21 protein-coding genes and 1 pseudogene are annotated in these 26,632 nt (G+C 42.8%); 11 read left to right on the plus strand and 11 right to left on the minus strand.

Annotation, left to right across the window (positions count from 1 at the left end):
- Positions 1–7 precede the first annotated feature (7 nt).
- From Xinn_RS00920 to fdhD, 4 genes are all read right to left on the minus strand, one after another.
- Positions 8–2,986: a TonB-dependent receptor domain-containing protein gene (locus Xinn_RS00920; protein ID WP_086954862.1), complete on the minus strand. Its 2,979-nt coding sequence runs from the start codon at positions 2,984–2,986 to the stop codon at positions 8–10.
- Between the two features lie 54 nt (positions 2,987–3,040).
- The gene (locus Xinn_RS00925) at positions 3,041–4,516 is read right to left on the minus strand and encodes a surface lipoprotein assembly modifier (protein ID WP_086954863.1); all 1,476 of its coding nucleotides are present in this window, start codon (positions 4,514–4,516) and stop codon (positions 3,041–3,043) included.
- Positions 4,517–4,607: 91 nt separating this feature from the next.
- Positions 4,608–5,339 carry a Slam-dependent surface lipoprotein gene (locus Xinn_RS00930; protein WP_086954864.1) on the minus strand — a complete coding sequence of 244 codons (732 nt, stop codon included), beginning with the start codon at positions 5,337–5,339 and terminating at the stop codon, positions 4,608–4,610.
- A 399-nt stretch (positions 5,340–5,738) separates the two neighbouring features.
- A complete protein-coding gene (fdhD, locus tag Xinn_RS00935; RefSeq protein ID WP_086954865.1) occupies positions 5,739–6,560 on the minus strand; it encodes a formate dehydrogenase accessory sulfurtransferase FdhD in 822 nt (273 codons plus the stop codon).
- A 650-nt stretch (positions 6,561–7,210) separates the two neighbouring features.
- On the opposite strand from fdhD, the gene Xinn_RS00940 reads away from it, so the two are divergent.
- From Xinn_RS00940 to Xinn_RS00955, 4 genes are all read left to right on the plus strand, one after another.
- Positions 7,211–7,969, plus strand: coding sequence for a YqcI/YcgG family protein (locus Xinn_RS00940; RefSeq protein ID WP_211285991.1), 759 nt, complete (start codon positions 7,211–7,213; stop codon positions 7,967–7,969).
- A gap of 81 nt (positions 7,970–8,050) precedes the next feature.
- Positions 8,051–8,872 (plus strand): arginase family protein, encoded by an 822-nt coding sequence (locus Xinn_RS00945; protein ID WP_086954866.1) that lies wholly within the window; start codon positions 8,051–8,053, stop codon positions 8,870–8,872.
- A gap of 15 nt (positions 8,873–8,887) precedes the next feature.
- Positions 8,888–9,865: a cysteine synthase A gene (cysK, locus tag Xinn_RS00950; protein ID WP_086954867.1), complete on the plus strand. Its 978-nt coding sequence runs from the start codon at positions 8,888–8,890 to the stop codon at positions 9,863–9,865.
- A 17-nt stretch (positions 9,866–9,882) separates the two neighbouring features.
- Positions 9,883–10,782: an ATP-grasp domain-containing protein gene (locus tag Xinn_RS00955; protein WP_086954868.1), complete on the plus strand. Its 900-nt coding sequence runs from the start codon at positions 9,883–9,885 to the stop codon at positions 10,780–10,782.
- Positions 10,783–10,836: 54 nt separating this feature from the next.
- Here Xinn_RS00955 and Xinn_RS00960 read toward each other — a convergent pair whose 3' ends face one another.
- Positions 10,837–12,930 carry a plasmid pRiA4b ORF-3 family protein gene (locus Xinn_RS00960; RefSeq protein WP_244590109.1) on the minus strand — a complete coding sequence of 698 codons (2,094 nt, stop codon included), beginning with the start codon at positions 12,928–12,930 and terminating at the stop codon, positions 10,837–10,839.
- 400 nt (positions 12,931–13,330) lie between these two features.
- Here Xinn_RS00960 and Xinn_RS00965 point away from each other — a divergent pair, with 400 nt between their 5' ends.
- On the plus strand, positions 13,331–14,980 hold the full coding sequence (locus tag Xinn_RS00965; RefSeq protein ID WP_086954870.1) for an LTA synthase family protein: 1,650 nt from the start codon (positions 13,331–13,333) through the stop codon (positions 14,978–14,980).
- 296 nt (positions 14,981–15,276) lie between these two features.
- Here the strand turns inward: Xinn_RS00965 and Xinn_RS00970 are convergent, their stop codons facing one another.
- On the minus strand, positions 15,277–15,933 hold the full coding sequence (locus Xinn_RS00970) for a helix-turn-helix transcriptional regulator (RefSeq protein ID WP_086954871.1): 657 nt from the start codon (positions 15,931–15,933) through the stop codon (positions 15,277–15,279).
- Positions 15,934–16,027: 94 nt separating this feature from the next.
- On the opposite strand from Xinn_RS00970, the gene Xinn_RS00975 reads away from it, so the two are divergent.
- From Xinn_RS00975 to Xinn_RS00985, 3 genes are all read left to right on the plus strand, one after another.
- Positions 16,028–17,443, plus strand: a complete 1,416-nt coding sequence (locus tag Xinn_RS00975) for an MFS transporter (protein ID WP_086954872.1) — start codon at positions 16,028–16,030, stop codon at positions 17,441–17,443.
- A 331-nt stretch (positions 17,444–17,774) separates the two neighbouring features.
- The gene (locus Xinn_RS00980; protein WP_186435654.1) at positions 17,775–18,701 is read left to right on the plus strand and encodes a TPM domain-containing protein; all 927 of its coding nucleotides are present in this window, start codon (positions 17,775–17,777) and stop codon (positions 18,699–18,701) included.
- Positions 18,702–18,930: 229 nt separating this feature from the next.
- Entirely contained in the window at positions 18,931–19,488 is a 558-nt protein-coding gene (locus tag Xinn_RS00985; RefSeq protein ID WP_143706531.1) for an Ail/Lom family outer membrane beta-barrel protein, read from the plus strand.
- Between the two features lie 103 nt (positions 19,489–19,591).
- Here Xinn_RS00985 and Xinn_RS00990 read toward each other — a convergent pair whose 3' ends face one another.
- The 3 genes and pseudogenes from Xinn_RS00990 to Xinn_RS01000 form a co-directional block, all read right to left on the minus strand.
- A complete protein-coding gene (locus Xinn_RS00990; protein WP_086954875.1) occupies positions 19,592–19,984 on the minus strand; it encodes a hypothetical protein in 393 nt (130 codons plus the stop codon).
- Positions 19,985–20,095: 111 nt separating this feature from the next.
- Positions 20,096–21,280: pseudogene (cml, locus tag Xinn_RS00995) on the minus strand (CmlA/FloR family chloramphenicol efflux MFS transporter); the annotation flags it as partial.
- 422 nt (positions 21,281–21,702) lie between these two features.
- Entirely contained in the window at positions 21,703–22,581 is an 879-nt protein-coding gene (locus tag Xinn_RS01000) for a LysR family transcriptional regulator (RefSeq protein ID WP_086954877.1), read from the minus strand.
- Between the two features lie 107 nt (positions 22,582–22,688).
- On the opposite strand from Xinn_RS01000, the gene Xinn_RS01005 reads away from it, so the two are divergent.
- On the plus strand, positions 22,689–23,132 hold the full coding sequence (locus Xinn_RS01005) for a PACE efflux transporter (protein ID WP_086954878.1): 444 nt from the start codon (positions 22,689–22,691) through the stop codon (positions 23,130–23,132).
- Positions 23,133–23,459: 327 nt separating this feature from the next.
- Here the strand turns inward: Xinn_RS01005 and Xinn_RS01010 are convergent, their stop codons facing one another.
- Both Xinn_RS01010 and Xinn_RS01015 read right to left on the minus strand, forming a co-directional pair.
- Complete coding sequence (locus Xinn_RS01010) at positions 23,460–23,819, minus strand: hypothetical protein (protein ID WP_086954879.1); 360 nt, start codon at positions 23,817–23,819, stop codon at positions 23,460–23,462.
- A gap of 298 nt (positions 23,820–24,117) precedes the next feature.
- On the minus strand, positions 24,118–24,981 hold the full coding sequence (locus Xinn_RS01015) for a YicC/YloC family endoribonuclease (protein WP_086954880.1): 864 nt from the start codon (positions 24,979–24,981) through the stop codon (positions 24,118–24,120).
- Positions 24,982–25,120: 139 nt separating this feature from the next.
- Here Xinn_RS01015 and rph point away from each other — a divergent pair, with 139 nt between their 5' ends.
- Together rph and pyrE are read left to right on the plus strand one after the other, a co-directional pair.
- Positions 25,121–25,837: a ribonuclease PH gene (gene rph, locus Xinn_RS01020; RefSeq protein WP_086956547.1), complete on the plus strand. Its 717-nt coding sequence runs from the start codon at positions 25,121–25,123 to the stop codon at positions 25,835–25,837.
- 117 nt (positions 25,838–25,954) lie between these two features.
- On the plus strand, positions 25,955–26,596 hold the full coding sequence (gene pyrE / locus Xinn_RS01025) for an orotate phosphoribosyltransferase (RefSeq protein WP_086954881.1): 642 nt from the start codon (positions 25,955–25,957) through the stop codon (positions 26,594–26,596).
- Positions 26,597–26,632 lie beyond the last annotated feature (36 nt).

Consider the following 26,632-nt stretch of genomic DNA (forward strand, 5'->3'; position numbering starts at 1 on the left):
CTATTCTCTAAAATTGACTGGTAAGGCTGAGCTTAAAGGTTCTGCCCGGAGCAGGCATCATTGAGCGTGTCAGCGGATCAAGGTAATAGCGATCAGTTAAGTTAGTGCCGGTCAGCTCCATCGAAATGGCTGGGGTGATCTGGTAACTGATATAAGCATCAACGGTGAAAACGGAATTCCAGCGCATCGGGTTGTTGGAGATGCCTTTATAAGCATCCGGCAAAACATCCATCAGCCATTTTTCATCTTTGTTTTCTGCTCTGCTGTGGTATAGCATCCGGCTACCCAGCTCCAGTTTTTCATCAAACAGGCGTCCGCCGATCTTCAGGTTAGCTGAATATTTCGGCTGGATAGAGGTACGCAAATAACCGCCCGGAAAACCACCATCAATACATTGAGGGATATCATAACGATTTTGGGAGTCCATCCGTGCGACTGAGTTATTGTCACAGACTTTGTTCTTCAGATTGTAGACAAAACCCATATCGGTAAAGAAAGCACCGTTGTCATAACGTGCCTGTAATTCCAGACCGGACAGTTTTTGTTTATCCAGTTGGGAGAAATTATAGGTATTGTCCCGGTCGAACACATTTTCAACCACAGTGTTGTAATAGGAAAGTTTGATATCAGCATTGCGTTCCGCATTCACTAGCTGGCTGGCATCATAAACGAAACCTGTTTCTATGGTTTTGGCTCGTTCGGGTTTAAATTTTAACCCGATATAATTTTCTTTAACGCCTGAAAAACCGACAGTATTTTCAAAAATGCTCGGCATTCTTACCGCTTCGGCATAACGGGTATAGATACGGAAGTTATCAGTGATATAGGCCGTTGCAGAGAATGTTGGTGCCCATGCATGATCTTTGCGTTTGGAAGCTGGAACCCAAGGGTCTCCGTCATAAGGAGACCGAATGCTATTCGCATTAATATCCATTCCATATTCATATTTATAAGTTTCTTTACCACTGACTGGGTCGATAACCCGCTCATTCATATCCACTTGGCCATTGAAATAAGGGTTTGTGTTTTTATTGAGCTGACCATTGCTGGAATTATAATCCCAAGTGAACTTTTCCTCGATCATGTCGACTCTTTGTCCATCACGTGAAGTTCTTTTTGTTGAATTTGGTGTAGGGTAACCTCTTAGTGCCTTAATTAATTCTTTCCTCTCTGCTATGGTCATTTCTGAGCGTTTTTTTTGCTGCTTTATATAATCCTTTCTTTTCCGAATCATATCCGCCTCTGTTTCGGTCAGCGTCCGCCAGTAACTCATTTCATGCCCGGTTATATCTCCTGTTTTTTTATAACTCTCATCTTTTGCTGCACGGCGTTCATTGAGAAAATTATCTTGTGACCAATAGGAAACTCGTTTAGCACCTGCACCTAATGCCAGCCATGAAACAGGGCGCCAGTCAAAATTAAAGGCGAGGTTGACTTCTTGACGTTGTCCTTTTCTGGCTGGGGACAGAAAGAAATACAAATTATCAATATTGTTGATGTCATCATTGGAACCTAAATATTCACGTTGGAAATTTCCCATTAAGGTCAGATCCAAATTGCGGGTCAATTCAAATTTATTGGAGATATCTATGCCCCAGCGATTGTTTTGGGAATGGGTAGCGGCGGTATTGATCAAAGTGCCATCTATACTAGTGTTTCTGCTTTTACCCTCTTCCCAATAATAGTCTCTGGTAATCGGGCTGCGGGGATATCCACCTGCTGTATTGGTATTGCTGGTTGTACGGGTCGTCCATAAGTTCATATCAAAATCGATATAGCGATTTTCAGTGGGATGCCATTTATAAGTTATATTGGCAGCCTGTTGACGGGAGTTCGCCAGAGGCCATTGGGGAACCACGTTATCACCGACGGTCACCATTGCCAGTCTTGAAGGCATAATATCGCCGAACTGCATACGGGTATTGCGAAAGCCAAATTGTAGTGCCTGATCTTCACTGAAGTGCCAGGTATTTTTAATTAGTATTGATTGCATTTCACTGGAAGTATTGGGAACTTCATTACCGGGGCGGTAGATACGGGCAGCAAAAGGCAGGTAAGGATCTAAGCTCGTTTTAGGCTTAGTCATCAGGCTTACATCATTTCCTGTAATTGCTTCATCATAACGGTGTGATCCGCCTTTGCCGGCAAAATAATTACCTTTGTGGCGGTATGCATAGGCCAGCATCAGGTCAAAATATTCCTGCCGTGTACCTACAGCAATGCGGAAGGCATTATCTTTGAAACCAAACAGTTTATTATCTTTTGAAGAATGTGGGGTGATTGTTAGCGCTGGATCAGTTTCAATCCCATTATGGGTAAAGTTGGGGATATCGCGGTAATCTTTTCCCAGCTCCAGAGAAGGGGTACGTTCCTTGACTGAATTACTGCTGGTTTCCAGTTTAGTATTGATGCCAAACGTTTCACCTTCTGGCACCACATCATTAATATTTAAGGTTTTGATGGAGACGGCACCACCAACTGAGCCTTTAATCCTGCGATTCAGGGAAGGGCCTTTCTCAATTTCAATACTGCTGATTAAGTTAGGATCAAGATAGTTGCGGTTATTGGCACCATTGTAACCCCGCCCAACGGTAATGGCCTGTTCTGTACCGTCAATAGTGACGGGAACTCGTCCCTGCCCCTGAATACCACGGATATTGACATCCAGAGCACCACTATTGCGAGCATCACCACTATATACGCCAACAGCACCTTTGAGTACATCAGCAGGGGATGCACCTTTGTAGCGTTCTATCTCTTTTTTACCAATATAAATAGTGGAGATATCTTTGTCATAAACCGCATCGTAACCGGCTTCATCTTTGTCTCGGTTATCTGTCACCCGGATTTTACCTAAATCAGCCTTGCCGTCAGGTGTTGTAGCGGTAGGTTTAGGTTCAGCAAACAAAGGCGGCGCTGCCAGTGCAAATGCCAGTGACAGTGCTATTGTGATGGGAGTTAGCCCGGTCTTAATTTGAGATGCCATGGATATTCCTTGCCTCAGTTATCATCACACAAATAAAAAATCATCTGATTTTGATTAAAAAAACGTTTCTAGCCTGAGCAGCACTTCATTTTTGTTATAGCTGTACATCCAATTCACATTGCTATGATTGCGCCGATGGCGGAAAGTCATTGAAGGAGTCATGCCCAATATTTCAGCGGCAGGGATTTTGATCGTTGCTGTGTAGATTTGCTCCCGATCCTGCCGTCTGGCATTAAGCATTGGGCTGTAAGCACCAAAATGCCGATCACGCAGGGTGGCAGACAGAAAACCGTTAACACCGTGATAGATTTGTCCACCAAAACCAGCCTTGACTCCCCATTGTTGATAACGATCTACGGAGTACTGGTCGTTGCCCCGATAAGTCCAGTCACCTCCACCAAACAGAGCAAAATCTTTGTTGATAGCGTGAGATAAACTAAGGAATGCAGAGGTCAATTCACCGTCTTTTCTGCGGTCATTGTGCTGATGGCGTAGTTGCTTATGTTCAAGCTCAGTATTGAGGGAAGTTTGAGCCGTCATATCCCATCGCCATTCTGTTTTGATCCCGGTTGCATGGTACAAGCGATCACCGGCAAGCTGTTTATATTCAAACAACGGGCTGAAGGAGATATCGTGGCTCTTGCTTTTATAACGGTAACCACTGGTTAGTTGGAGAGTATTTTCATTGCCATCCTGATAATTACGGTAGTTTTCACCATAAATCAGTCCACGGACAGAAATTCCGTGATGACCGGAAAGTTGATAATGTCGGCTTAATGTAGCGTCATAAGACATGCCCCACGCTTTGGCGGCTTTTGGTATTTGGCGTTTAACTATTCTTCCGTCAGGAGTAAAGCCCAGAAGGGTAATTTCCTGATCAGAAGACATATTTACATTGTCGTTATAGGAGTAACCCGCAGAGAATGAACCACGCCAGCTATTTCTCAGCTCTACTGCTTTCAGGTAGCTGTTACTGTTCTTCAAAATTGCTTCAGGTAATTGTTTTTTTTCACTCAACTCTGAAAACAGGTGTTCGGCTTCCCGGTTTTTATGATCTTCAAAATAGACCCGGGCTAGCTCCAGCTTGATGCGGGGAAAATCCGGCTGTTGGTTCAGAACTTGTTGATAATGGTAAGCTGCGAGATCAAGCTCTCCATCTAAGCGAGCCAGCCCACCCTGTGCGAAATTGACCAGCATCCCATCATGCTCGGGCAACTTTTGATAGGCCGCCAGAAAACGTCTGACATCCGGCCATTGCTGATGATTGATTGCAAGAAAGAGCGCAAAACCGATATCGTCCAGATTATTATCCACCTGAAGTTTTTGCCCGTTAATGATAATCAGTGAAGCCTCATTGTTGGGAAAAACAGGTTCAGGCGTAATCAGGTTGTTTTCATTTTCTTGTTGGTTATGTTGTGCTTCCCGCCAGATTTTGCGTGAAGTATCTTCGTCATTTGCGTAAGTGGATAGAGAAAAGCATAAGGCTATCAATGCTGTTAATAATATGTGTGTTTTTCTATTGTCAGACATCGCAAAACCAGCCCACAAGGCCTACGTTATTAGAAATAAAAACAGAGAACAGTGCTAAAAAAGTGAGCACTGTTCTCTGAAAAATTAGCAATTACTGTTTAGAGCCACCGAAAGCGGTGTCTTTGGAGCTATCATCATCAAATCTGGCATAGCCAGCCAGACTTGATGCATTATCACCAAAGAAGTGGCCTTCTGTTGTACCGATAAGATTGCCAATACTGGCATCACCCTCAAAACTTGCATCAGCATAAATGTCGGCGTCGATATTTACTGTCATAGCAGCATTTGCCATGGAACCAATAAGCGTTTTCTCACCAAAGTCTGCGGTAAATGTACCGGATAGCGCATTACTGCCGCTGTATTGGTTAACTCCGGTCACGGTATAGGTGGCTGTGCCATCGGTTGGAATATTGGTGGTAATATCTTTACCTGCGTAATAAACCGTATGAGTTGGGTCATTTGCCTGACCAGTCTGAGACCACTCCCCAAAGTAAACTTCTTCATTAGCGACTTTACTGAAATGGAATGATCCCATGCCGCCGTGAGCTCTTACCATTGGGATATTATGAATACCATTACCATCAGCAGGAGCCATACGGGTCAGGCCAGAAAATCCGGTGATTAGTCCGTTATAAACGGAACTAACACCGATACCCGGTTCACCGCCAGCACCACCATGAGGGCCTGAACCAACTTGGGTTGGGCCAACCTGAACGTATGATGGTGAGCTTACTTGACTCTGACCAAATCCTACTTCTGCCTGAGCCTGTGCCATAAATCCTAAAGCGCCCAAAACGGCGACTAGTACATTAATTTTTTTCATTGTTATCCTCATTTGGAGTGAGTAATCCCTCATCACTCAATCATAAAAATGACCTGATTTATTGCGCGAAAGGAATGTACATTCTTCAAATGATAATGTAAATGATAATTATTTTTGTTTGTGATTTATTTTGTTGTGTTTTTAATCCGAAATTATCTCAATTAACTGTATTAAAATGATTTTAATTTTTGATGAGGAGAGGTTTAATTCTGTGTTTTTTTTGAAAATGTGATGGGATTAAACTTAATAACTTACTCTGGTTGTGTTGTTAATGGTGTCTTTTTGACTAAGAAAAAGTATTTATTTCACTTAGTCAATTCATTAGTTTTTTATATGTATTGTTTTTATTTCAATAATTATTTTTATGGAAAATATCTGCACGGGAGCAAATGATTTTGATTAATCCGTTAAGCGCTGAGGATGCGTATATACTGTTGCTCGTCCGGGTTTACAAAAACCCACCAGTGTCAGATTACATTTTTCTGCTACTTCGATTGCCAATGAAGTCGCGGCAGAAACGGCAAATAATATTTCCACGCCACAATTAGCCGATTTTTGCACCATTTCATAACTGGCGCGGCTGGAAACCAAAACAGCACCCTGTTGCCAGTCTGTTTTTGAGCGCATTCCCAGCAACTTATCCAGCGCGACATGGCGACCTACGTCTTCACATCCACCAAGTAAATTCCCATCCGTATCAATCCAGCCTGCGGCATGCGTACAGCCTGTTAATGAGCCGATGTCTTGCAAACGGGATAATTGTGAGAGTGCCTGATCCAGACACGTTAATGAAAAAGTGTGTGTAAAAGGCAGAGGAGTGATTGGACGGAAGATTTCTGATATCTGTTCAGTGCCGCAAATACCACAACCAGTTCTGCCTGCCATACTGCGTCGGCGTGCTTTCAGTTCAGTAAAACGGCGGCTGGAGAGTTCGATATGGAGTTCAATTCCACCGTGACAACTGGTTGCTGTGTCAATATCACGAATTTCCTGAGGAGAAGTGATAATCCCTTCAGAGAGAGAAAACCCGATTGCGAAATTCTCCAGATCCTTTGGGCTGGCCATCATGACAACATGAGAAATACCGTTATAGACTAAAGCCACTGGTACTTCTTCAGCGACCCAATCCACCTTAAGAGTGTGCAGATGATGTTTTTGTCGTACATCGATGCGGGTAGTACCATTGGTTGCTTGCTGATTTTCTGACCTTTTGTTATCCATTTGTCTGATTCTCTATCGGTTTCACTGCTATACACTTCGTCTTTCAAGCGGCTTCTTTGTTGGCTACGCTCGCTCACCCCGGTCACATAGTTATCTATGTTCCCGAGGATTTACTCCCTTGCCGCCGCGATGCATCTTGAAATCCATTGTGTATAATACCATTGCCAAGTTTACATTATTTCTCTGTGAATGACTCCATTCTGATAATGGAGCCGATACATAAGTAAATTCCATTTATAAAAAATATAGCTCAGGTATTAAATTAAATGCCGGGGTTTTATTTTATGTGTTTTTATATGTCATAAAATAATCCCGATTAACATAAATTATATTTTACTTAAATTGTAAATTATGAATTAAATAATTTATGTTTCTCTTTTATATTTTTTAATGCATTGTTTTTAATTATTCTTATAATAATTATTTTATTGTTTTTAATAATTATTATATATACTTGTTGGTTGTGATGATATGATTTTTAATGTTTTTTTGTTTAAATTTAATAGTTTTAAGTAATTAATTGAATTTAAATTACCCCTACTTAAATAAAAATGAATTCATATTGAGAAAATAATATTGGATGTCCGTTTAAAAGGATAGTTTTAGCGGTATCAAACACTTCTTCTTTCTATTAATGAAAGGTGATTTAAGTGAATATATTAGATAAAGAATCAGGTATTACAAAATTAATCTCACAATCACAAGTTAATGAAAGTGAAAAAGACTGGCATCATACAGTCTTGAGTGATGTAGGGTTTAGGCTTGATCATATTGATTTTCCCTGTGTCTTCTCAAAGAGAGCCTTTAAAAAAAAGTTAATAAAATTTATCTTCGTGGAGAACGTAGAGGCAAGTGGCATTCAGCATTTAGCTGAAGGGCTTAAGGATTATGTTGAACTCTCGAAGAACTGGAATGGCGATCTAAATACAGCATATCCACTGATTGTTGCATTCTCACTAGAAGCTATAAATGCTCAATCTGTCAGTGATTATCACTCTTTTGGCTGGGAAGTCCTTCAAAAATTACACGAAATAGATCCTGAACCCTGGTCGGAAGGTGTCAGCACAGATCCTAATTCTCCTGCATGGTGTATGTGTTTTGATGGTATGCAATTATTCTGCAATATGAGTAGTCCTGCGAATAAATTTCGCCGGAGCCGAAATCTTGGTAAGCATTTTATTATGGTCATCAATCCACGCGAGCGCTTTGATATTGTTGCCGGTAATACACCTGATGGTCGTAAGATCCGCACAAATATCCGTAATCGTATTGATAAATATGATGAGATTCCCCGCTCTTTGCAGCTTGGTACTTATGGTACAGAAGCTCTTGAATGGCAGCAGTACGGCCTGCTGGATGAAAATGTGAAGAGAGAGGATAAGTGTCCGTTTATGTTCAAGAAAAAATGAAGCCAGCATATTTTTTTATGTGTTATGACCGAAGGTTAACCTGAAGTTTTTTATTGATAATAATGAAAAGGAAATTGTTCCATGATTGATCTTATCGTTTCTCAGGGTCGCATAGCTGACAGGGCAGCACGAATGATTGAAGGTGCTGCTCGTACCGCTGAGGCGTTAAAAAAACACTATGGCATCCGGGGGAATTTTATTGGAAATAGCTCCCCTCCTGCGAACGATGACTGGAGTATCAGCCTTCCTCAAGCCCATGAAACACTTGTTGAATTGCGTCAGGCAATTGAAGCAAGTATTAAAGGGGAAAAACGGACGCTCATGCTCGCCAATACCTGTTCTGCGAGTCTTGCTTCATTGCCGGTTGTTGCACGGGAACACCCGGAAGCGGTCGTGCTTTGGATTGATGCACATGGTGATTTCAATACACCGGAGACAACAGAGTCAGGCTACCTTGGTGGTATGGTGCTTGCTGCCGCCTGCGGTCTCTGGGATAGCGGGCATGGTTCCGGTTTACGTCCTGAACAAATTATTCTGGTCGGTGCCCGCGATATAGATCAACCTGAACATGAGCTTTTGCAGAAATACGGTGTCCGGATTATTCCACCCGCAGAGGCAACACCTGAAAATATTCTGAAAGCAGTGAATGGTTCTCCGGTCTGGCTCCATATTGACTGGGATGTACTTGAACCCGGTTTTTTACCGGCGGATTACTCAGTACCGGATGGTATGTTGCCATCACAAATTCAGGCAATATTTGAAGCAATGCCTTTGGAGCAGATTCTGGGTATCGAACTGGCAGAATTTAATGCTTCCACTGATGAGGAAAAGAACGAAAAGGCGCTTTCAATTATTCTCGATATTGTTGCTCCTGTATTTAGAACAGCAGCAGAAGCTAAATAACAGGAAACAATTTTTATGACTCTCTACAACAGTATTCTTGAGACAATTGGTCGCACACCTATCGTTAAATTGAACCGGATGTCTCCTGACCACGCCACGGTATATGTGAAGGTGGAGTCTTTCAATCCCGGAGGTTCGGTCAAGGACAGACTGGCTTTTTCCGTTATCCTTGATGCAGAAATAAAAGGGCAACTGAAACCCGGCGATACAATCTGCGAATGTACTTCCGGCAATGTTGGCATTGCGTTAGCAATGGTAGCTGCCGCCCGTGGCTACAAATTCGTGGCTGTGATGTCCGATAGCTATTCGGTAGAACGCCGTAAATTAATACGTATGTATGGCGGGAAAGTGATTCTTTACCCCAGCCATGAAGGGAGCAGCGGCGGGAATCATATCGCCGATGAGCTTGCGGAAAAATATGGCTGGTTCCGTGCCAATCAATTCACAAATCCGGCTAATCCGGCATATCATCGTGAAACTACCGCAGCAGAAATCCTCAGTGATTTTGCCGGAAAGCGGCTGGATTATTTTGTCACCGGTTTCGGTACCAGCGGTACTCTGACCGGAGTCGGTCAGATGTTAAAACGGGCACGACCTGGGGTAAATATTATTGCAGTCGAGCCTGAAAATGCGGCTGTGCTGTCAGGTCAACAGTGGAATGTGCATCAAATTCAGGGTTGGGCGCCTGATTTTGTCCCTGACATACTGGATAAAAGCATTATTGATGAACTTCTGACTGTGGATGACCTGTCGGCGCGTGATACGGCCCGACGTCTGGCGACGGAAGAAGGCATATTTGTCGGTATTTCAGCAGGGGCAACGTTGGCAACCGCACTGCGTGTTGCTGAGAGTGCACCAGAAAACTCGGTATTACTTGCAATGTTGCCTGATACGGGAGAACGCTATCTTTCTACGTTCTTGTTCGAAGGGATGAATGAAGGTTCAGATGATGACTGGTTAGCATCTTTGTCATCAGCTTCTGATGACCGCTGATAAATGGGAGTTGCGCTATGAATACAGTCGCATTGATTACCGATGAAGCCAGTTTGTCAGAAGATTATGATATGCCGTTGTTGCTCGAGGCCTGTCGAACAATCGGGCTGGGGGCTGAGGTATGTTCCTGGAAGGACCCGACGATTGACTGGTCACATTTTGATGCGGTGCTCCTGCGTTCACCCTGGAGCTACGTCAGTCATTTACCTGAATTTCTCGCCTGGTGTGAACGTATTAGTGCATTAACAGAGTTGTTTAATCCCTTGTCAGCAGTACGTTGGAATCTTGATAAGTTTTATCTGGCTGATCTTGCTGCGTATGGTGTTCCGGTTGTACCGAGCCGGTTTATTAGCCCCGGTATGAACATTTTACTGAGTCTGCGGGAGTTTCTTGCTGAACATCCTGAAGCTGAAGAGATTGTCATTAAGCCTACAGTGGGGGCTTATTCGAAGGATGTTCAACGTTACAAACGGCAGGAAGAGAATAAGTCTGTTGAGCATATCACTTACCTGACAGAAAAAGGGTGTCACGTTATCTTGCAGCCTTATCTGGAATCAGTTGATAGCGACGGAGAGACCAATCTGACTTACTTCGATGGTGTTTATAGCCATGCTATCCGCAAAGGGGCTTTACTGATGTCAGATGGCACAGTGAATTTCCCATTACAGGAGTTTCGCAGGGCGCGCGAGGCGGGTGAAGATGAACGGGCAGTTGCTTCATTTGCTCTTGATACAGCCGTCCGGCATATGGGGCTGGAGGGGGCTTTGCTCTACGGGCGCGTTGATCTTGTTCGCAGTAAAGATGGTAATCCGATTGTACTGGAAATAGAAATCTGTGAACCTTCGCTGAATCTGCCTTTTGCTGAGGGAAGTGCCATGCGGTTTGCACAGGCACTGGCAGGAAGAGTCATGAAATAACTGCGGGTTAATAAATGCCTGAGAAGCTGTTATTTGCCTCTCAGGCATACAGACTTAACCCAGATAACCGAACAAGGCTTCAAGCCTATGGTTAGCTTCTTGTTTATCAAAAGGTTCAAGTGGTTGATGCGGAGCTAACTCCATCATGTCTAAGTATTCTGCTTCTTCTTCTGTAAGCAGTTTCCTTTTTCTCAACTTGAGTATTTGATTCCACTGCCAAACACCACCGGAATCTTCAACCGGGCAGATGCCGTTTCCGGCGGTGACTTTAGGTTGAGCGATGTCTTTTTCAAGCACCTTTTCCACTGTTATCTGATGGAACCAGCTGTCACCAAAGTCATATTGGTATTCAATCTCATCTCCGGTATCACGCAGAAATACACCAATGCATACCTGATCATAGTTTTCTTCCGGGATGGGTACTCCGCCAAATTCAAAAGAGAACATGTGAGCGCTTTCCCAACCCATGGCTGCCTGTATCACATCATGCACTTCATTCAGCGTCATCTGATTGCTGATATGAACCCGTCGCCAGACCGCAGGGCTTGCCTCTACTAAGTTGATTTTAACAACCAATCCCTGCGGCAGAGGCGGCTCTGAAAGACTACCCAGACCGGAGGTAAATAGCTCAAAACTCATATCAGACAGTTTGTCGAATAAACCAAATCTTTTGCGATTGATTGTTGGATCGTAAAGAGTATGAGCCATATCCAGATATTCATTCGTCAGACGTTTTTCTGCTGACAATTTGTATTTTTCGATGGCGGCAGAGTAGGTCAGACGTACTGCAAATACGTCCTTGTTCGCATAATAGTAAGATTTCAATAAATCTCTGGGCTTTTTAGCCTTTACGATACACTCTTCAGGCGGCAGCCAGCTCATCATGAGTGATGATTGAATATTGTGGCCGAGGTTGGCGTAACCGAGACGGGTTTGTTCCTGCCGTTTCGGATCTGCTTCATAGCCCAGTTTCCGGCTCCATTGTTCAAGATCAAACTCTTCTGGCTGTGTCCAGTCAATAGGAAGCTGAGATAACCAATAAAGTGAATAGAGTTCGATAGGTGTATTCTTATTTTGCTGAACGGAAAAAATCCATGGCAATATCTGTTTCAGCCAGTCAGGGGAAACCGGAGCGAAGATAATGTCGCTGCTCAGTTGGTCTATCAACCCAGGAAGAGTCTGGTCAGTAGCCATATCCAGCATGCTCTCTCTGATGCCAGATTTAAAATCGATCATCATACTGGCCTGATACTCCTGATGATTCAGATTAATTTTCATCAGCATACTGGCACAGTCATTACCATCCACCTCAGAAGCGTAGACCTCATATATTTCTGCTGTTTCCCGTGCTTTATGATGTGCCATAGCGCGTTTTTTCCATCGTTTCATATAGGATTTGACGGAAGGATGCCGGTTGAAACGGGCGCACAGGTTTACAAGCTGTAAATAGGATAAATTTTTCCAGGCCGAAGAGGGGCATGCATCCAATACTTCAGCACAGGCAAGCGCGATAGGCTCTTCAAAATATTGAGTCAGCAGAAGTAATGCATCAATACCCCAGGGATATTGAGTCACTTCCGTCAGGATATAAGGCAGTATTTCAGGCGGAGCGACAGAAAAACCGCTCTCGAAAAGCTCAATAAATTCAAGGCTGGATTGTATATTAAACTGATTAATCAGTTGCTTGAGTTTCTGAGGCTTCTCAGGGAAAGAGGCGATATTAGTATCATCATATTCAGATTCAGGGCGTTGTATCAGCTGTGTAACGTCAGTTCTGATATGAAACTGGTATCGCTTCAGAACAGAGATACATAACAGAGCATTTTTATGATTAAACTCGAAATTTTCCTTGGCGTAATCTAAAACAAATCCAATAGCCTGTTCAAACAGTTCCTTGTCTTCTTTCGGAGAATGGACAGCGATTAGAGCGAGTTCTGAAATGGCTACTTCGAGCCAGTCTTTAACACTTTCTCCAATATCATCCATCGTATCCTCAGGAATAGACAGTACCAGAGTGATCATCATAAAGACGTTCTCCGGATCAGAGAACAAGCTTGTCTGCTGTGGGGTTAGCTTTCGTTTCTTCTCCGGTTTATTGGCGTATTCTTCTATTGCTGAGAATAATTTTTCAGGTGTTATTTTCATCATCAATCTCTTTAACTATCGATAGACAAACTGAAAGAGGGAACATGATTACTGTTAAATCCACCCTTCCGTTTTTGTGAACATTAATAATCTAGTTTGTGAACTCAGAATAAGCGGAATTTCATTCTGATAATACCCGTTATTGTCGTATTGATCGTGGATTTATTCAGCTAATTTATAAGCTGGTAGTTGATCATTATTAACTTATTGATCCCAGAATTAAAGATTCAATCATCAGAGTGAATTGTCATCAAAGCGCAGTCTTATAATCTGAGCAATAAATTAACCAAAGAATAAGTGGCTTTCCTTTGTGTGCGGTATGCGGAGAGATTTGTGCTATTTTTATCCGCTGATGTCAAACCGAAAATCGGTCTTATACACTCATACATGGAATAAAAAGAGTATGAATAAAAAAATAATTTCAGGATGCTATTTTGGGGTATTGTTGATCGCATCCTTGCTGTTAGTGTTTGAAAAAAGCAGTGATATCTATCCTGCGCTGATTTCTGTTGGAGTATTCAGTGCCTTTTTTGGCCTGACATTTCTGCTTTCAGCACGCTGGCTATTTTCCGTGGTGTTTACCGGAACCCTCTTTATTATCACCAAATTCCTCAATCAGATAAAAGTTCATTACTACAAAGACCAACTTATGTTTTCTGATTTGAATGTCATGCTTGATCCCTCAAATCAGGAAACATTGCATCATTATTGGCTGGCAGGGCTGGCGGTTGTAGCCATGCTGGTCTGGTTGATATTTAATATGTTCCTGAGCTGGAAAAATGCAAACCCGGTGCAGGGTATCAAATGGCGTGCATTAAGCATGGTACTGGTTGCTGTCGGTATCTGGGATATCAATATGACGGTCAGTGCTTACCATCAAGAATGGCAGGCCGAGTTGCCGAAAGGGCGCGGAACCATGACTAATATGGTGATGTCAGCCTGGGATGCACAATATCAGCCTCCCAAATTTGGCGGGTCAGCCGATTACTTTTTACAGCAGGCAAAAAATATCTCTCTGCCTGAACCACAGTCAGAGCTAAAACCCGATGTGGTTGTGTTATTGCAGGAATCGACAGTCAATCCACATCTTTATCAATTACCGGCAGATATCCGGTTACCTGATCTCTTTATGTTCCGGCATGATGCGGATGTCAGTGCGCAAAGCCTGCTGCGGGTGCAAACTTTTGGTGGTGGAACATGGTTATCTGAATTCTCTGTTCTGACAGGATTGGATACGGATGATTTCGGATCGCGTAAAAATGGGGTGTTTTACTTTGTGGTTGATCATCTGCAAAACAGCCTGTTTCGTACGATGAAAGAGAATGGCTATTACACTGTTGTACTGACTCCATTCAATAAATCGGCTTATCATGCCGGGCATGCATACCGGACACTGGGTGTTGACCGTATTATTCAGCCACAGGAGCTGGGGTATCCGGCCAGTATGGATGAGAATTTGTGGAAAATCAGAACACAGGATATGTTGTCTTATGTGAAAACTATTCTGGCTGAGGAGACGGATAAACCACTCTTTATTTATTCCCTGACCATGTATGAACACGGGCCTTATGAAGAGGGTCATAGTGATGATTACGGGCTGGCGGGTAAACTTGAGAATTCATCGGCTGTAGGCAAGTTCAGTCATTATATGGAAAAGATCGTGGCATCAGACCCATCGATCAGGGATTTCAGTGAGTTTGTGGCTAAACGCGACAAGCCGACAATCTTCCTTTCATTCGGTGATCATCAGCCAAATATCCATTTTAACGATTACTCTACTACGCTTTCTGATCCGGCACATCTGACTCAATTTACGATGAGAGATAACCTGAAACAGGGTGCGCCGATCACTACCGGTAAACTGACAGATATCTCTTTTCTTGGCGGTATGATTCTGGAAAGAGCGCGGTTGAACGTTCCCGATTTCTATCAGGCAAATATGACGATGCGTCATTTGTGTGGGGGAGAGCTGAACGACTGTCAGGATAAAGCGCTGGTGGAAAGCTATAAGCATTATATTTACCAGCAGTTATCCGTGGCCGGTCAGGAGTAATCGTTGTTCTGACTAAAATAACCCGACGATTTTCTTGCAGATAAAAGAGCAGATCAAACCTACACCCGCTTATTGGTGTTTACTCTGGATAACTGTCTGTTTATAAAACAGTGTCAGTAGACAATAACGCCGCAACAGGAAGCAGGCAGGTATATACCCGTCGTCTTTCAAACTGCCTCTTTGTTGGCTGCGCTCATTCACCCCGGTCACATAGTCACCTATGCTCCCGGGGATTCATTCCCTTGCCGCCGCGACGCATCTTGAAATCCATAGGGTATAGGTTTGATCTGATTTAGTTATTTCAGAGGCGTAATACGGTAAGCACAGCGTCGATCGTCATTCAGAATATATTCAGTTCGTTCAACCTGTGCCTGAAGAATTTCCCGGAACATTTTGAGTTCGGTACGACAAAAATTCTGGCATATACTGGCGGCAGCACAGATAGGACAATGGTTTTCGACAAATAAAATAGAGCCATCTTCCTGAATAAAATATTGCGCCATATAACCTTCCTGACAGCGTATTTTAACCAGACGCTCAATCTTTTCCTGTAGCCCGGCAGCCCCTTCCAGAATTGTTTTATAATTTTCAGAAATCTCCCGTTCGCGGGAATTGATCACTAAATCCAGAGCAGATTCCCCCAATTGCTCGCGGATAATATTAATCATCTGTACAGTTAGCTCTGAGTGTGTATCAGGAAATTTGGCGTTTCCTTTGTCAGTTAAATGCCAAAGCTGGATAGGACGGCCGACTCCTCTTGTTTCAGAGCGCCCTTCGACCAGCCCTTCTTTAGCCAGTTTCACAAACTGTTGACGGGCTGCTTCCCCGGTTGTGCCTAAGATTTTACCGGCATCTGAGGCTTGCATAGCACCCTGTGTTTTTAACAGCATCAGTAACCGTTCACTTACGGACTGTACGGTAATGATACTATTTTCCAAGTCAATACTTGACATATCGTTGAACCTGACAGTAATTTATTCCAAGATTTACCTTGTTTAATTTAACGTAAGATATTTCACAACTCAACCTGAGTTCAGGATAATAAGCATGATAATAACTGAGGAAAATCGCTGGAGAGATCTGTTTTCCAGTAAAAATGCACCCAGTGCAATAGTTCTTTCAATTGGCGTCGGGCTAATGGCTGCCAATACCTTAATTGCGATTACTATTCTGCCTTCTGCTGTAAAGGATATCGGAGGGTTAAATCTCTATGCATGGAATACAACGCTGTTTGTTGTGGCATCCATTATCGGCTCGATACTCTCAGCGAGATTACTGAATACATCAGGTGCGAGAAATGCTTATCTGGTCGCAGCACTGGTTTTTTTTATCGGCAGTTTAATCTGTACTTTTGCTCCGACAATGGAAGTCATGCTGATTGGAAGAACCGTTCAGGGGTTGGGGGGCGGGTTTTTATTTGCCCTTTCCTATTCGATGATTAATCTGGTTTTTGAACAAGCCCTCTGGCCTAAAGCGATGGCGCTGATTTCCGGTACTTGGGGAGTGGCAACCTTAATCGGGCCGGCGATTGGCGGGATTTTTGCCGAAATGAACGCATGGCGTTATGCATTTGGCATGATGTTACCTGTTATTTTGTTGTATGCCTTATTTAGCTATCGGATCTTGCCGCCAAAACAGGCACAGAGTACAACCAAAATGGCTTTACCCATTGTACAGCTGATTCTGTTATCTGTTGCTGTACTTGCCGTTTCCTCCGGGAGTTTGTCACAAGATGTGAGTATTAATATTATCGGCGTTGTGACGGCAATAGTGCTGGTATCCTTACTCGTTCTCTATGAACGTCGAACTTCCGTGAAGTTACTGCCCCAAAATACGCTGAGTCTTGGCTCTCCTCATTTGACGTTATTCGTAACGATGATGCTGTTGGTGATTGGGTTATCGGGGGATGTTTTTGTTCCCTATTTTTTACAAATCCTGCATGAACAGTCACCTTTGGCTTCGGGTTATATGGTTGCGATGGCAGCAATTGGCTGGACGGTCGGGGAAGTGATGAGCGCCAGTTGGCAAGGAGCGAAAATGCGCTTTGCGATTATCAGCGGCCCTGTTTTCATGTTTATTGGTATGTTGCTGCTGCTCGTTATCTTGCCTTATCGATCAGCAGGTGAATGGCAAATAGTATTACCGATAATTTTAGGTTTGGGGCTATTTGGTTTTGGTATAGGTTTTGGTTGGCCTCATCTGCTGACCCGAATTTTGCAGGTTTCCTGTGACGCGGATAAGAACCTCGCGGGTTCATCCATAACAACGGTTCAGTTATTTGCCACCGCATTCGGCTCAGCACTGGCCGGAATGGTTACCAATATATTTGGATTTTATCAGCCGGGTGGCATCGAGGGAGCCGCAGCAGCCTCGCATTGGCTCTTTTTACTTTTCGCTGTTGCGCCCCTGCTGGCGTTATTTACGGCATGGAAATCAGCAAAGATTACAGCAGATAATCGATAGAAGCAGATAATTGAATGCTTGTTACATTGGTTTTCTTTAGAAAGCCAATGTATGCAAGAAGAGAGGAACATATTTCAAATTAGCGCCATATTAAGTTCTGTATTATTCGGTAAATTGTTTAGATAATTACGGTATTAGACGTCAAAGGAAAGATAAATATAATATATCGCCGCGATATTTTAGAAAATAAACCTAAGGATATTTGATGTTCATGATTTCCAGCTTACCAGTGGATGGTTTTAGTACCGGTAAAAGCTCGCCTCAAAGATACAATCACTCAGTAATAAAACATATTTTGATGTTCGTTATGCTGTTCTTAAGCATAGGTAATGTGTCAGCAAAAGAAGTTCGGCAGGGAACGAAGTTCGTTGAAGTTCCGGCTCTTAGCCAAAGTGTCACGGATATACCTAATATCCTGACCAAGAATGAACATCAGCGCCTGACTCGTCAGTTGGAAAAACTGCGTTCGGAACATAAAGTGCAAATGGCTGTTTTGATTATACCAACGATAGGAAGCGATAGCGTTGAAACCTTTGCTTCCCGCGTATTTGCTGAATGGAAGTTAGGTAGTCAACAGCACAACGATGGCATTCTGTTTCTGGTGGCATACGATGACCATAAGATGCGGATTGCGGTAGGCACTGGCCTTAAAAAGCAGCTGCCGGATTCAAAGCTGGCAACTATCCTGAGTAAGGATGCAAAACCTGCCTTCAAAGAAGATGATTATTACGAAGGGCTTCGTACCAGCATTGATTCTATTGGGTTCTTAGTAAAAAACGCACCACAGGAAGCATCGAAGTCTACACCGGCCTTTACTGATGATAGCGGTGATATTTCAGATAACATATCCTCTATTGAAGATTATTCTGCTCCGTTAATCTTCTGGCTGCTTGGTATGATCGTTCTGCCATTGGCTGTTTTCCGTACCGGTGGCTGGTTTAAACGTTTTCTCAAATGCGCTTCAACCGTTGCTGTCTGTACTTTTGTTCTCAGTCTGGTAGGTGTTTTTCCTTCTCTGCCGTTCGTATATTATCTGCTGATTTTCTTTTCGCCGGTTATTCTGGTGTTAGTGGTGATTTTTTTAGGAGCTTCATTGGTAGGTGGTTTATTTAAACGTCTCTTTGGTGGTTCAGGCTCCGGCACACCTACTGTTGGTTCCGATATATTCTCTGAAAATATAGAACTTACTGATAATAAAAAAGTTTTTTCCGGTGGTGGTGGAAAGAGTGATAATAATGGTGCTTCAGATAGTTGGTGATTCCATGTAGTTCGGTATGCATCATTGATGAATAACTGTAATTTATCTACTGCCTGATGTGAAATTTTTATTTTTTGTGATCTTAGCCAAAATAAACAGATAAAATCACTTTTTTTTTGCTTTTTTGGCGATGCTGTCAAAAAATATAAAGAGTTCTTTTTAGTCAGTCATATTTTATGGCTGACTAAATAAATTTTTTACACTTTATTTTTCACAAAAGGGCATGGATATGAAAAACGTTTTTTTGTTGTCTTTGCTTACATCAGGATTAGTGGTGGGTTCCTTTGCTTATGCTGATTCACAAAACGCTTCCATTGGTTATGCGCAAAGTAAGGTAGAAGATTTCAAAGATATTAAAGGGGTGAACCTTAAATATCGATACGAATGGGATGAATATCCTGTCGGTGTTATTGGGTCTGTTACTTATATGAAGGGAGATGGTAATTTATCTGATAAGGCCGCAAAAGCAAATAGTCTGACAAAGCATAAAGGAGATGTGAAATATACTTCATTCCTTGTTGGGCCAGCTTATCGAGTACATCCTCAGGTCAGCCTATATGGTCTGATTGGCTTGGCTTATACTGATGCTAAAGTTGATTACGAGCAGAAAGACGGTAAAGGCAATACATATAGAAAGAAAAACGCATTTGCATATGGTGCTGGCGTTGAAATTAACCCCATTGATGACTTCGTGATCAACTTGGGTTATGAAGGTTCTTCATTCAAATTAGAGAGAGCTACTCGCTCTATTAACGGATTTAATATTGGGGTAGGTTACAGGTTTTAATCATGATTTTTTCCCCGCCATTTGGCGGGGAACTATTAATTTTAGGATACCTTAGTTATCACGAATGTTTTTAATGTTCTGGTTTATTTCATGGCGTATGCTATTAGCAAATACTTCTTTTTCCCTGCCATGAAGTATATTGAGATGATATTGCTTTATAGGAGGGTATTAATTTTTTGTAGTCCAATACTACATAATTGATTTTTTCATTCATTAACTGATGTTTTAAACACAATCCTACAGGAGATGTGTGATTAATCAAAGTAAGCCAATAAAACCTATTCTTCAACGTAACCTTATGAGTGACATTGCTATTAATTAAAATAGACTTGGCTTGTAGAGTTTGGCCGGAAACAGTAATCGTTAATGGTGCATCATCTAAGGAAATCAGTAATTGCAGGAAAGTATGTTTATGGTCATTAGCATCAATATCTGTTCCTATAAGTGTTAAATGATCTTCAGCAGCAAATGCTGTTGCAAATGGAGTAGAGGGCATATTTTATTTATTCGTTAGTTTAGCAGAAAATATGGCACGAACTTTCAGAAAGAAATCATTCGTGCCGTGATATGTTCAGGCCAAGAAGCCTAATAACTTTGCTTAAGATTGTCGATTATTAATAAAACAGGAAAGGCAAAGTACGACGATTGCCAAAACCAGACAATAAACGATAATCGGCCAAGTTGTGGTATTGGATAAAATTGTAATCGTGAATGTTCCGCCAATTCCCAATAACAACCCTCCCAAACAGGAGTAGAATGCTGTTACCGTTCCGGCCATATGATCAAAACCCTGTAGTGCACCATTAGGTGCTATTGCTACTGCCATTGCGATCCCAATACCGACAAGCCACATTGGGATAATGAAACCGGATACTGAGTCAGGCATGAAAATTTCTCCGGCAGACAGCAGAAATGCTCCAGCTATCAGGCACAACATACCTATCCGTAACGTCTTCAGAAGCCCCCATTGGGCGATCAAATTACCTACACTTCGTGCTGCTACCATCATTGCGATAGCCACAGTTGCAAACAGTAAGCTGAAAGTAATTTGTGATAATCCTTGTCGGTTCATCATGACCCACGGAGCTGTTGAAAAGAAGACGAAGAAGCTTCCGAGACCTGCACTGTAGCAGAATGTGTACAGCCAGAAATTCAGACTTTTTACAGGAAGAAGCAGTTGCGACCATTGAAAATCTGCCATCCTTTTTTGCCGGGATTCCGGACAAAATATCCAGAACACAATAACCGTCACAGCCATTGAAATTCCTAATAAAACAAAAATCGCCCGCCAACCCAGCCAGACATCAATCAGTGTTCCGAGCAAAGGCGCTATAGCCGGAACCATGGCAAGCATAGAACCGAGCAAGCCATAGATGAAGTTGATTTCTTGGCGGCCAGAATAGATATCACGTACAGCTGCAAACATCGCTACGATACAGGCTGAAGCTCCGCAGGCCTGAATGATTCTGAGACCTAAAAAAACTTCTGATGATGACGTGATGGCAAGACCAAATGAAGCCACCGTGTAAATAATTCCACCACCGAGTAAAACAGGACGGCGGCCAAACCGATCTGACAGCGGGCCAAATAGAAGTTGCCCGATTCCTAGCAGGATCATGTATACCGTCAGAGTCAGTTGGATTGTGCCTGCTCCGGCACCAAGCGCATCAGTGATGAAAGGCATTACAGGCAGATACATATCCATAGCCATCGATGCCAGTAAATTGAACGGAGATAAAAATAATATTGTGGCAGTAAGAGAGTATTGCCAGAAAAAATCTTTTGAGTGCACGAGTCCGTCTCCTAAAGTGAAGGATCTGGCGACGTGCTCATAGAATTGATAGGTTCTTGAGGACGCCGCAACAACCGAAAAAACGAGGGTTGCTGCGGCTTATCTATCTGTTGTGTATTCTTTAACCATTCTCATCGAGTTATCCTGTTAATCTGTGGTACAAATAGTGTGAAGGTACAAATAGTGTGAAATTACGTTGGGTACTTTATAGGCGATAATTCATTTTTTCTAACTATTTTTATTTAATTGTGACAGCATCAGCACTTATTGGTTTGTACACAATGGATTTCAAGTTGCATCGCGGCGGCAAGGGAGTGAATCCCCGTGAGCATAGATAACTGTGTGACCGGGGTGAGCGAGTGTAGCTAACAAAGAGCAAGCTTGAAAGACGAAGTGTATATCTGTCAGTTTTGCCATTGATGTTAATCCTGCTGTAATAATTCAACGCATTCCTGCGCCCCACGCTTAAGAGGATTCCCTTTTAGGCTAACAACATGTATAGGTAATACTAATCCATTTTTTGTATTACGGAATTCCAGTTGTTTCAGTGATCCGTCAATTAATTTTTCTCTAATAAGTGAATAAGGAAGATTACCCCATCCCATACCCGCTTCAACCAGACCGAGTGCCGTTGTAAAACTATTTGTGCGCCAATACTTAGTGGCTACCTGTGTACGCAGATCACTGGGTTCTCGCTGGTGACTGGCAATAATAATCTGCCGGGTTTGCACTAAATCCTCGATATAAAGGGAAGTCCGATGAGGTAGAGAAGGATGGGATGACGAGATTGTTGCAATAAACGACTCATGACCAATGCAATAAATTTGCTCTTGTGGATTAACATGTAATCCGCCAAAAACTAATGCCAATTGAATATGATCCTGATGCAATAATGGCAGTATATCGTCCTGAGGGGCGGTAATAACTTCAACATTCATTAATGGATAACGCTGATTAATTGTGTGTAAGGCACGGAAAAGTTGTTGCGGATTAACCCCCGTTGCGACCCCAATAGTTAGCGTACTCTCAACGCCCTGAGTCAATTCATATGAAAAAACATTAAGCTGCCGTAAATTATCGACGATTTCCCTTGCGTAAGGAGCCAATGTTTTTGCTTTCTCAGTCGGTACTGGTTCCCGGCTCTTTCGATCAAACAATACAAATCCCAACTCCGCTTCAAGATTAGCGATTGCCATGCTGATCGCAGAAGGAACCCGATGCAGTGCTCTGGCTGCGGCTGAAAATGATCCTTTATCTAATACCGTCAGGAACACGGTTAAGTTGTCACTGTTGAATGGCATATCTCATCTTTCAATAAATCTGATAGGAGTTAACTTTTATTATCATGTTTATTGATTTAATTTGCCAGTTTCAAAATAACAGCACAAAAACAGGTTGTGAATAAAATATGCAGGGAATTAAACGTAAAGTGGTTTTCATTACTGCTTATGAAGTGATCGGTTGGATGATTTCATCGCTGGCACTCGCTTTCTTATCCGGAAATTCGGCGGGTGTTACAGGCCCATTGGCTTTGGTTATTACAACCATTGCGGTTAGCTGGAATTTTATCTTTAATACTTTATTTGAATATTGGGAGTCGCGTCAGAAGTCCCGCATCAGGACATTCCGGCGTCGAATGGTACATGCTGTTTTATTTCAGCTAACTTTGGTTATCTTCTTAATTCCGCTCATTGCATGGTGGCTTTCAATCAGTCTGCTTCAGGCATTATTGCTGGACTTTGCACTGATTATCTTCATCCCTATCTATACGTTCTTTTTTAACTGGGCATTTGACAAAATTTTCGGGTTACCCAAATCAGCCCTTCCACAGGAAGAAACGGTGCTGCGTTAAAATCACGGATTAAAATTTACTCGGTGGTACACCCTTGGATATATGTGAAATAGAGATGTACCACTGGATTGATGGGTATTGGCAGCTATAAGCTAGGAACGAATCCTTCACTTCTCAATGATTGAATTACGCCTCTTATCAGATGTGAATGAGAAATATCAATCGTATAACTTCTGGCGTTGTCTGATATTGGCCTTAACAGTTTCTGTTCTACCAGTTTTGATATTTGATATGATCTTTGCGGTGAGCTAAGTTCAGGTAAAACGTCTTCAAGTCTCCAGCCTTCATGAGCCCCGTTGTGACGGCTTTTTCAGTTTGCTTCAATGTCTAATATTCAGCCCAACGACCTAACACTTGTCGTTTATAATCTTCTAATGTTCTGACCCTTGGATATCCATTCAATATAAACATTATTTTATTATTCATTGAAGATATTGGAGTGAATCCAAGGTCGCTCAGTATATTTCGTACATTCGCGAAAGTAACAGTGGGGCGATAACATAATTCTTCCATGTTGTTAGCTTCAATGATTAGTGTTGTGGGGGCTGTAAGATTATTTTGTTTTAAATAACCGCAATTAATCAGATAATTGAGGTATATACCGATGTCATTATTAGGAATAACCACTCTCAGTCTGCTTTTCACTGGTGGATACTCTCTAAATAGATCTGGTGGGTTTATCGGCATAATCATCTCCACAAAAAGTGTACTTTCTATAACCAATAATCCCAACTCCACCCAACAACAAACGAATAATTCTTAACCATCTGTTACTTGGTGAAATTAAAAACAATTTTTCTTTACCTATACCATCTTAAAGGGACTGAAAAAGTAGGGGGTGTACTGAAATGGTTTTCTAAATGTGCTTTGGGTACACCCTAATCATGCGCTACTGTGATTACCTCTGCAATGCTCTGATAGTAAAAAAGCCAGCTATAACAATGTATATCTGGCTTTATGAAATGTTGTGATTCGCTATGAAACGTTATTCAATATTTTGTATCTGCTCACGCATCTGTTCAATCAGCACTTTTAGTTCGATTGCAGAATTTGTCACATCAGAGTTAATTGATTTTGATGCCAGAGTATTCGACTCGCGGTTAAATTCCTGCATCATGAAATCCAGACGACGACCGACAGCTTCTTTCTTTTTCAGAATATTACGTGTTTCTTTGATATGTGCATCTAAACGATCCAACTCTTCCGCTACGTCAATACGCTGAGCCAGCAAGATAAGTTCCTGCTCAAGACGGTTGTTTTCTAACTGGATTTGTGCTTCTTCCAACTTGGTTTGTAACCGTTCTCTTTGCCATTGTAGGATGGCTGGCATTTGTTCACGGACTTTAACCACTTCTACTGTGACTGCATCTAATCGTTTCTCAATCAGCGCCTTAAGTGCTTGCCCTTCAGTTTCACGGCTTTGGATAAAGGCATCCAGTGTCAGATCGAGTTCTGCGAGCAGTTTCACGCTGATGGCATCCAGATCCTGTTCTTCGGCAGACATGACGCCCGGCCAGCGCAGGATATCCACAGGATTGATTTCACCTTCGTTGCTCTGCTGTTTAATCCAGCCAGCAGCTTCAACGAGCTGTTTTGCCAGATTTTCATTAAGAATCAGTGTGCCCTGAGTGCGGGTATCCAGTTCAAAGCGCAAGTTACACTCCACCTTGCCGCGAGTCAGGCGGGAACGAATACGCTCACGGATGACGGGTTCCAAACCTCTGAATTGCTCCGGCAGACGAATGTAAGTTTCCAGATAACGTTGATTGACCGAACGCAGTTCCCAAGCCGCATTTCCCCAGTCTCCCTTGATATCTCGTCGCGCAAAAGCGGTCATGCTACGGATCATAACTCATTCCCAATTTATAAAATAATGAAGGATTATAACGCCCCATGCAGATGCAGGATAGGCATTCGCCACGTTAGGCCGTATAATGCGCCCCCAATAAAGTATTAACAGCGGAGAGAACACTATGAGCCAGATAGGAATGCGTCCGGCAGGAAGAGCAGTAGAGCAGGTTCGTCCTATTAAAATTACCCGTAATTACACTAAACATGCGGAAGGCTCAGTTCTGGTTGAGTTTGGGGATACCAAGGTGTTATGTAATGCCTCCGTTGAAGAAGGAATCCCCCGTTTCCTGAAAGGTCAGGGACAGGGCTGGATCACAGCAGAATATGGCATGTTGCCGCGGGCGACAAATACCCGTAATGCCCGTGAAGCAGCAAGAGGCAAGCAGACTGGTCGCACAATGGAAATTCAGCGGCTGATTGCCCGTTCATTGCGTGCGGCAGTAGATTTGAAAAAGCTGGGCGAGCACACCATCACGTTGGATTGTGATGTTATTCAGGCGGACGGAGGTACTCGAACTGCCGCGATTTCCGGCGCATGTGTAGCTCTGGTAGATGCACTGAATAAACTGGTTGCTGATGGCAAGCTGAAAGAAAGTCCGTTGAAGTCAATGGTAGCAGCAGTTTCTGTTGGTATTGTTGAGGGTGAAGGTCGCTGTGATTTAGAGTATGTAGAAGACTCTGCGGCTGAAACTGATATGAACGTCGTCATGATGGATGATGGCCGGATGATTGAAGTTCAGGGCACGGCAGAAGGTGAACCATTCAGCCATGATGAACTGCTTTCATTGCTCTCCCTCGCGAAAGGGGGATTGGAAACTATTTTTGCAGCGCAGCGAGAAGCGCTGGAAAAGTAAATAAATCAGGCGGCTGAAGAGTCGCCTTTTTTATGCCTGTAGTTTTTTATTTCAGTAAAAGTTTATGTCAGTAACAATGGCAATAAGAATGATAATGATGCACAAAAGGAGAAACCCATGAAAGCCTATCAGCGCGAATTTATTGAACTGGCACTGAAAAAACAAGTGCTGAAATTTGGCGAGTTTACGCTGAAATCCGGTCGTAAGAGTCCGTATTTTTTCAATGCGGGTCTGTTTAATACCGGGCGCGATTTGGCATTGATTGGTCGTTTTTATGCTGCGGCATTGCAGGATAGTGGCATCTCGTGTGATCTGCTGTTCGGGCCAGCTTATAAAGGCATCCCAATCGCAACGACAACCGCTGTGGCATTGGCGGAACATCACGATATTGATATGCCTTATTGTTTTAACCGTAAAGAAGCGAAAGATCATGGGGAAGGCGGAACGCTGGTCGGTAGTCCACTGCAAGGCAGAGTCGTGGTCGTAGATGATGTAATAACAGCCGGCACTGCGATTCGTGAATCGATGGAGATCATCAAACAACATGGTGCAACACTATCAGGGGTTCTTTTGTGTCTGGATCGTCAGGAGCGAGGACGGGAAACACTTTCAGCAATTCAGGAAGTTGAACGTGATTACCATTGTCAGGTCTTCTCTATCATTACCTTAAATGATTTGATTACGTACCTGCGGGAAAATCCAGCAATGCAGCCTCATTTGGAAGCAGTAGAAGCTTATCGTAGTGAGTATGGCATCTGATTGATAGGTTCTGTCGATTAATAACAGCCTAAAAAA

Origin of the sequence: Xenorhabdus innexi (assembly GCF_002632485.1) — a bacterium.
Classification (GTDB): Bacteria; Pseudomonadota; Gammaproteobacteria; order Enterobacterales; family Enterobacteriaceae; genus Xenorhabdus; species Xenorhabdus innexi.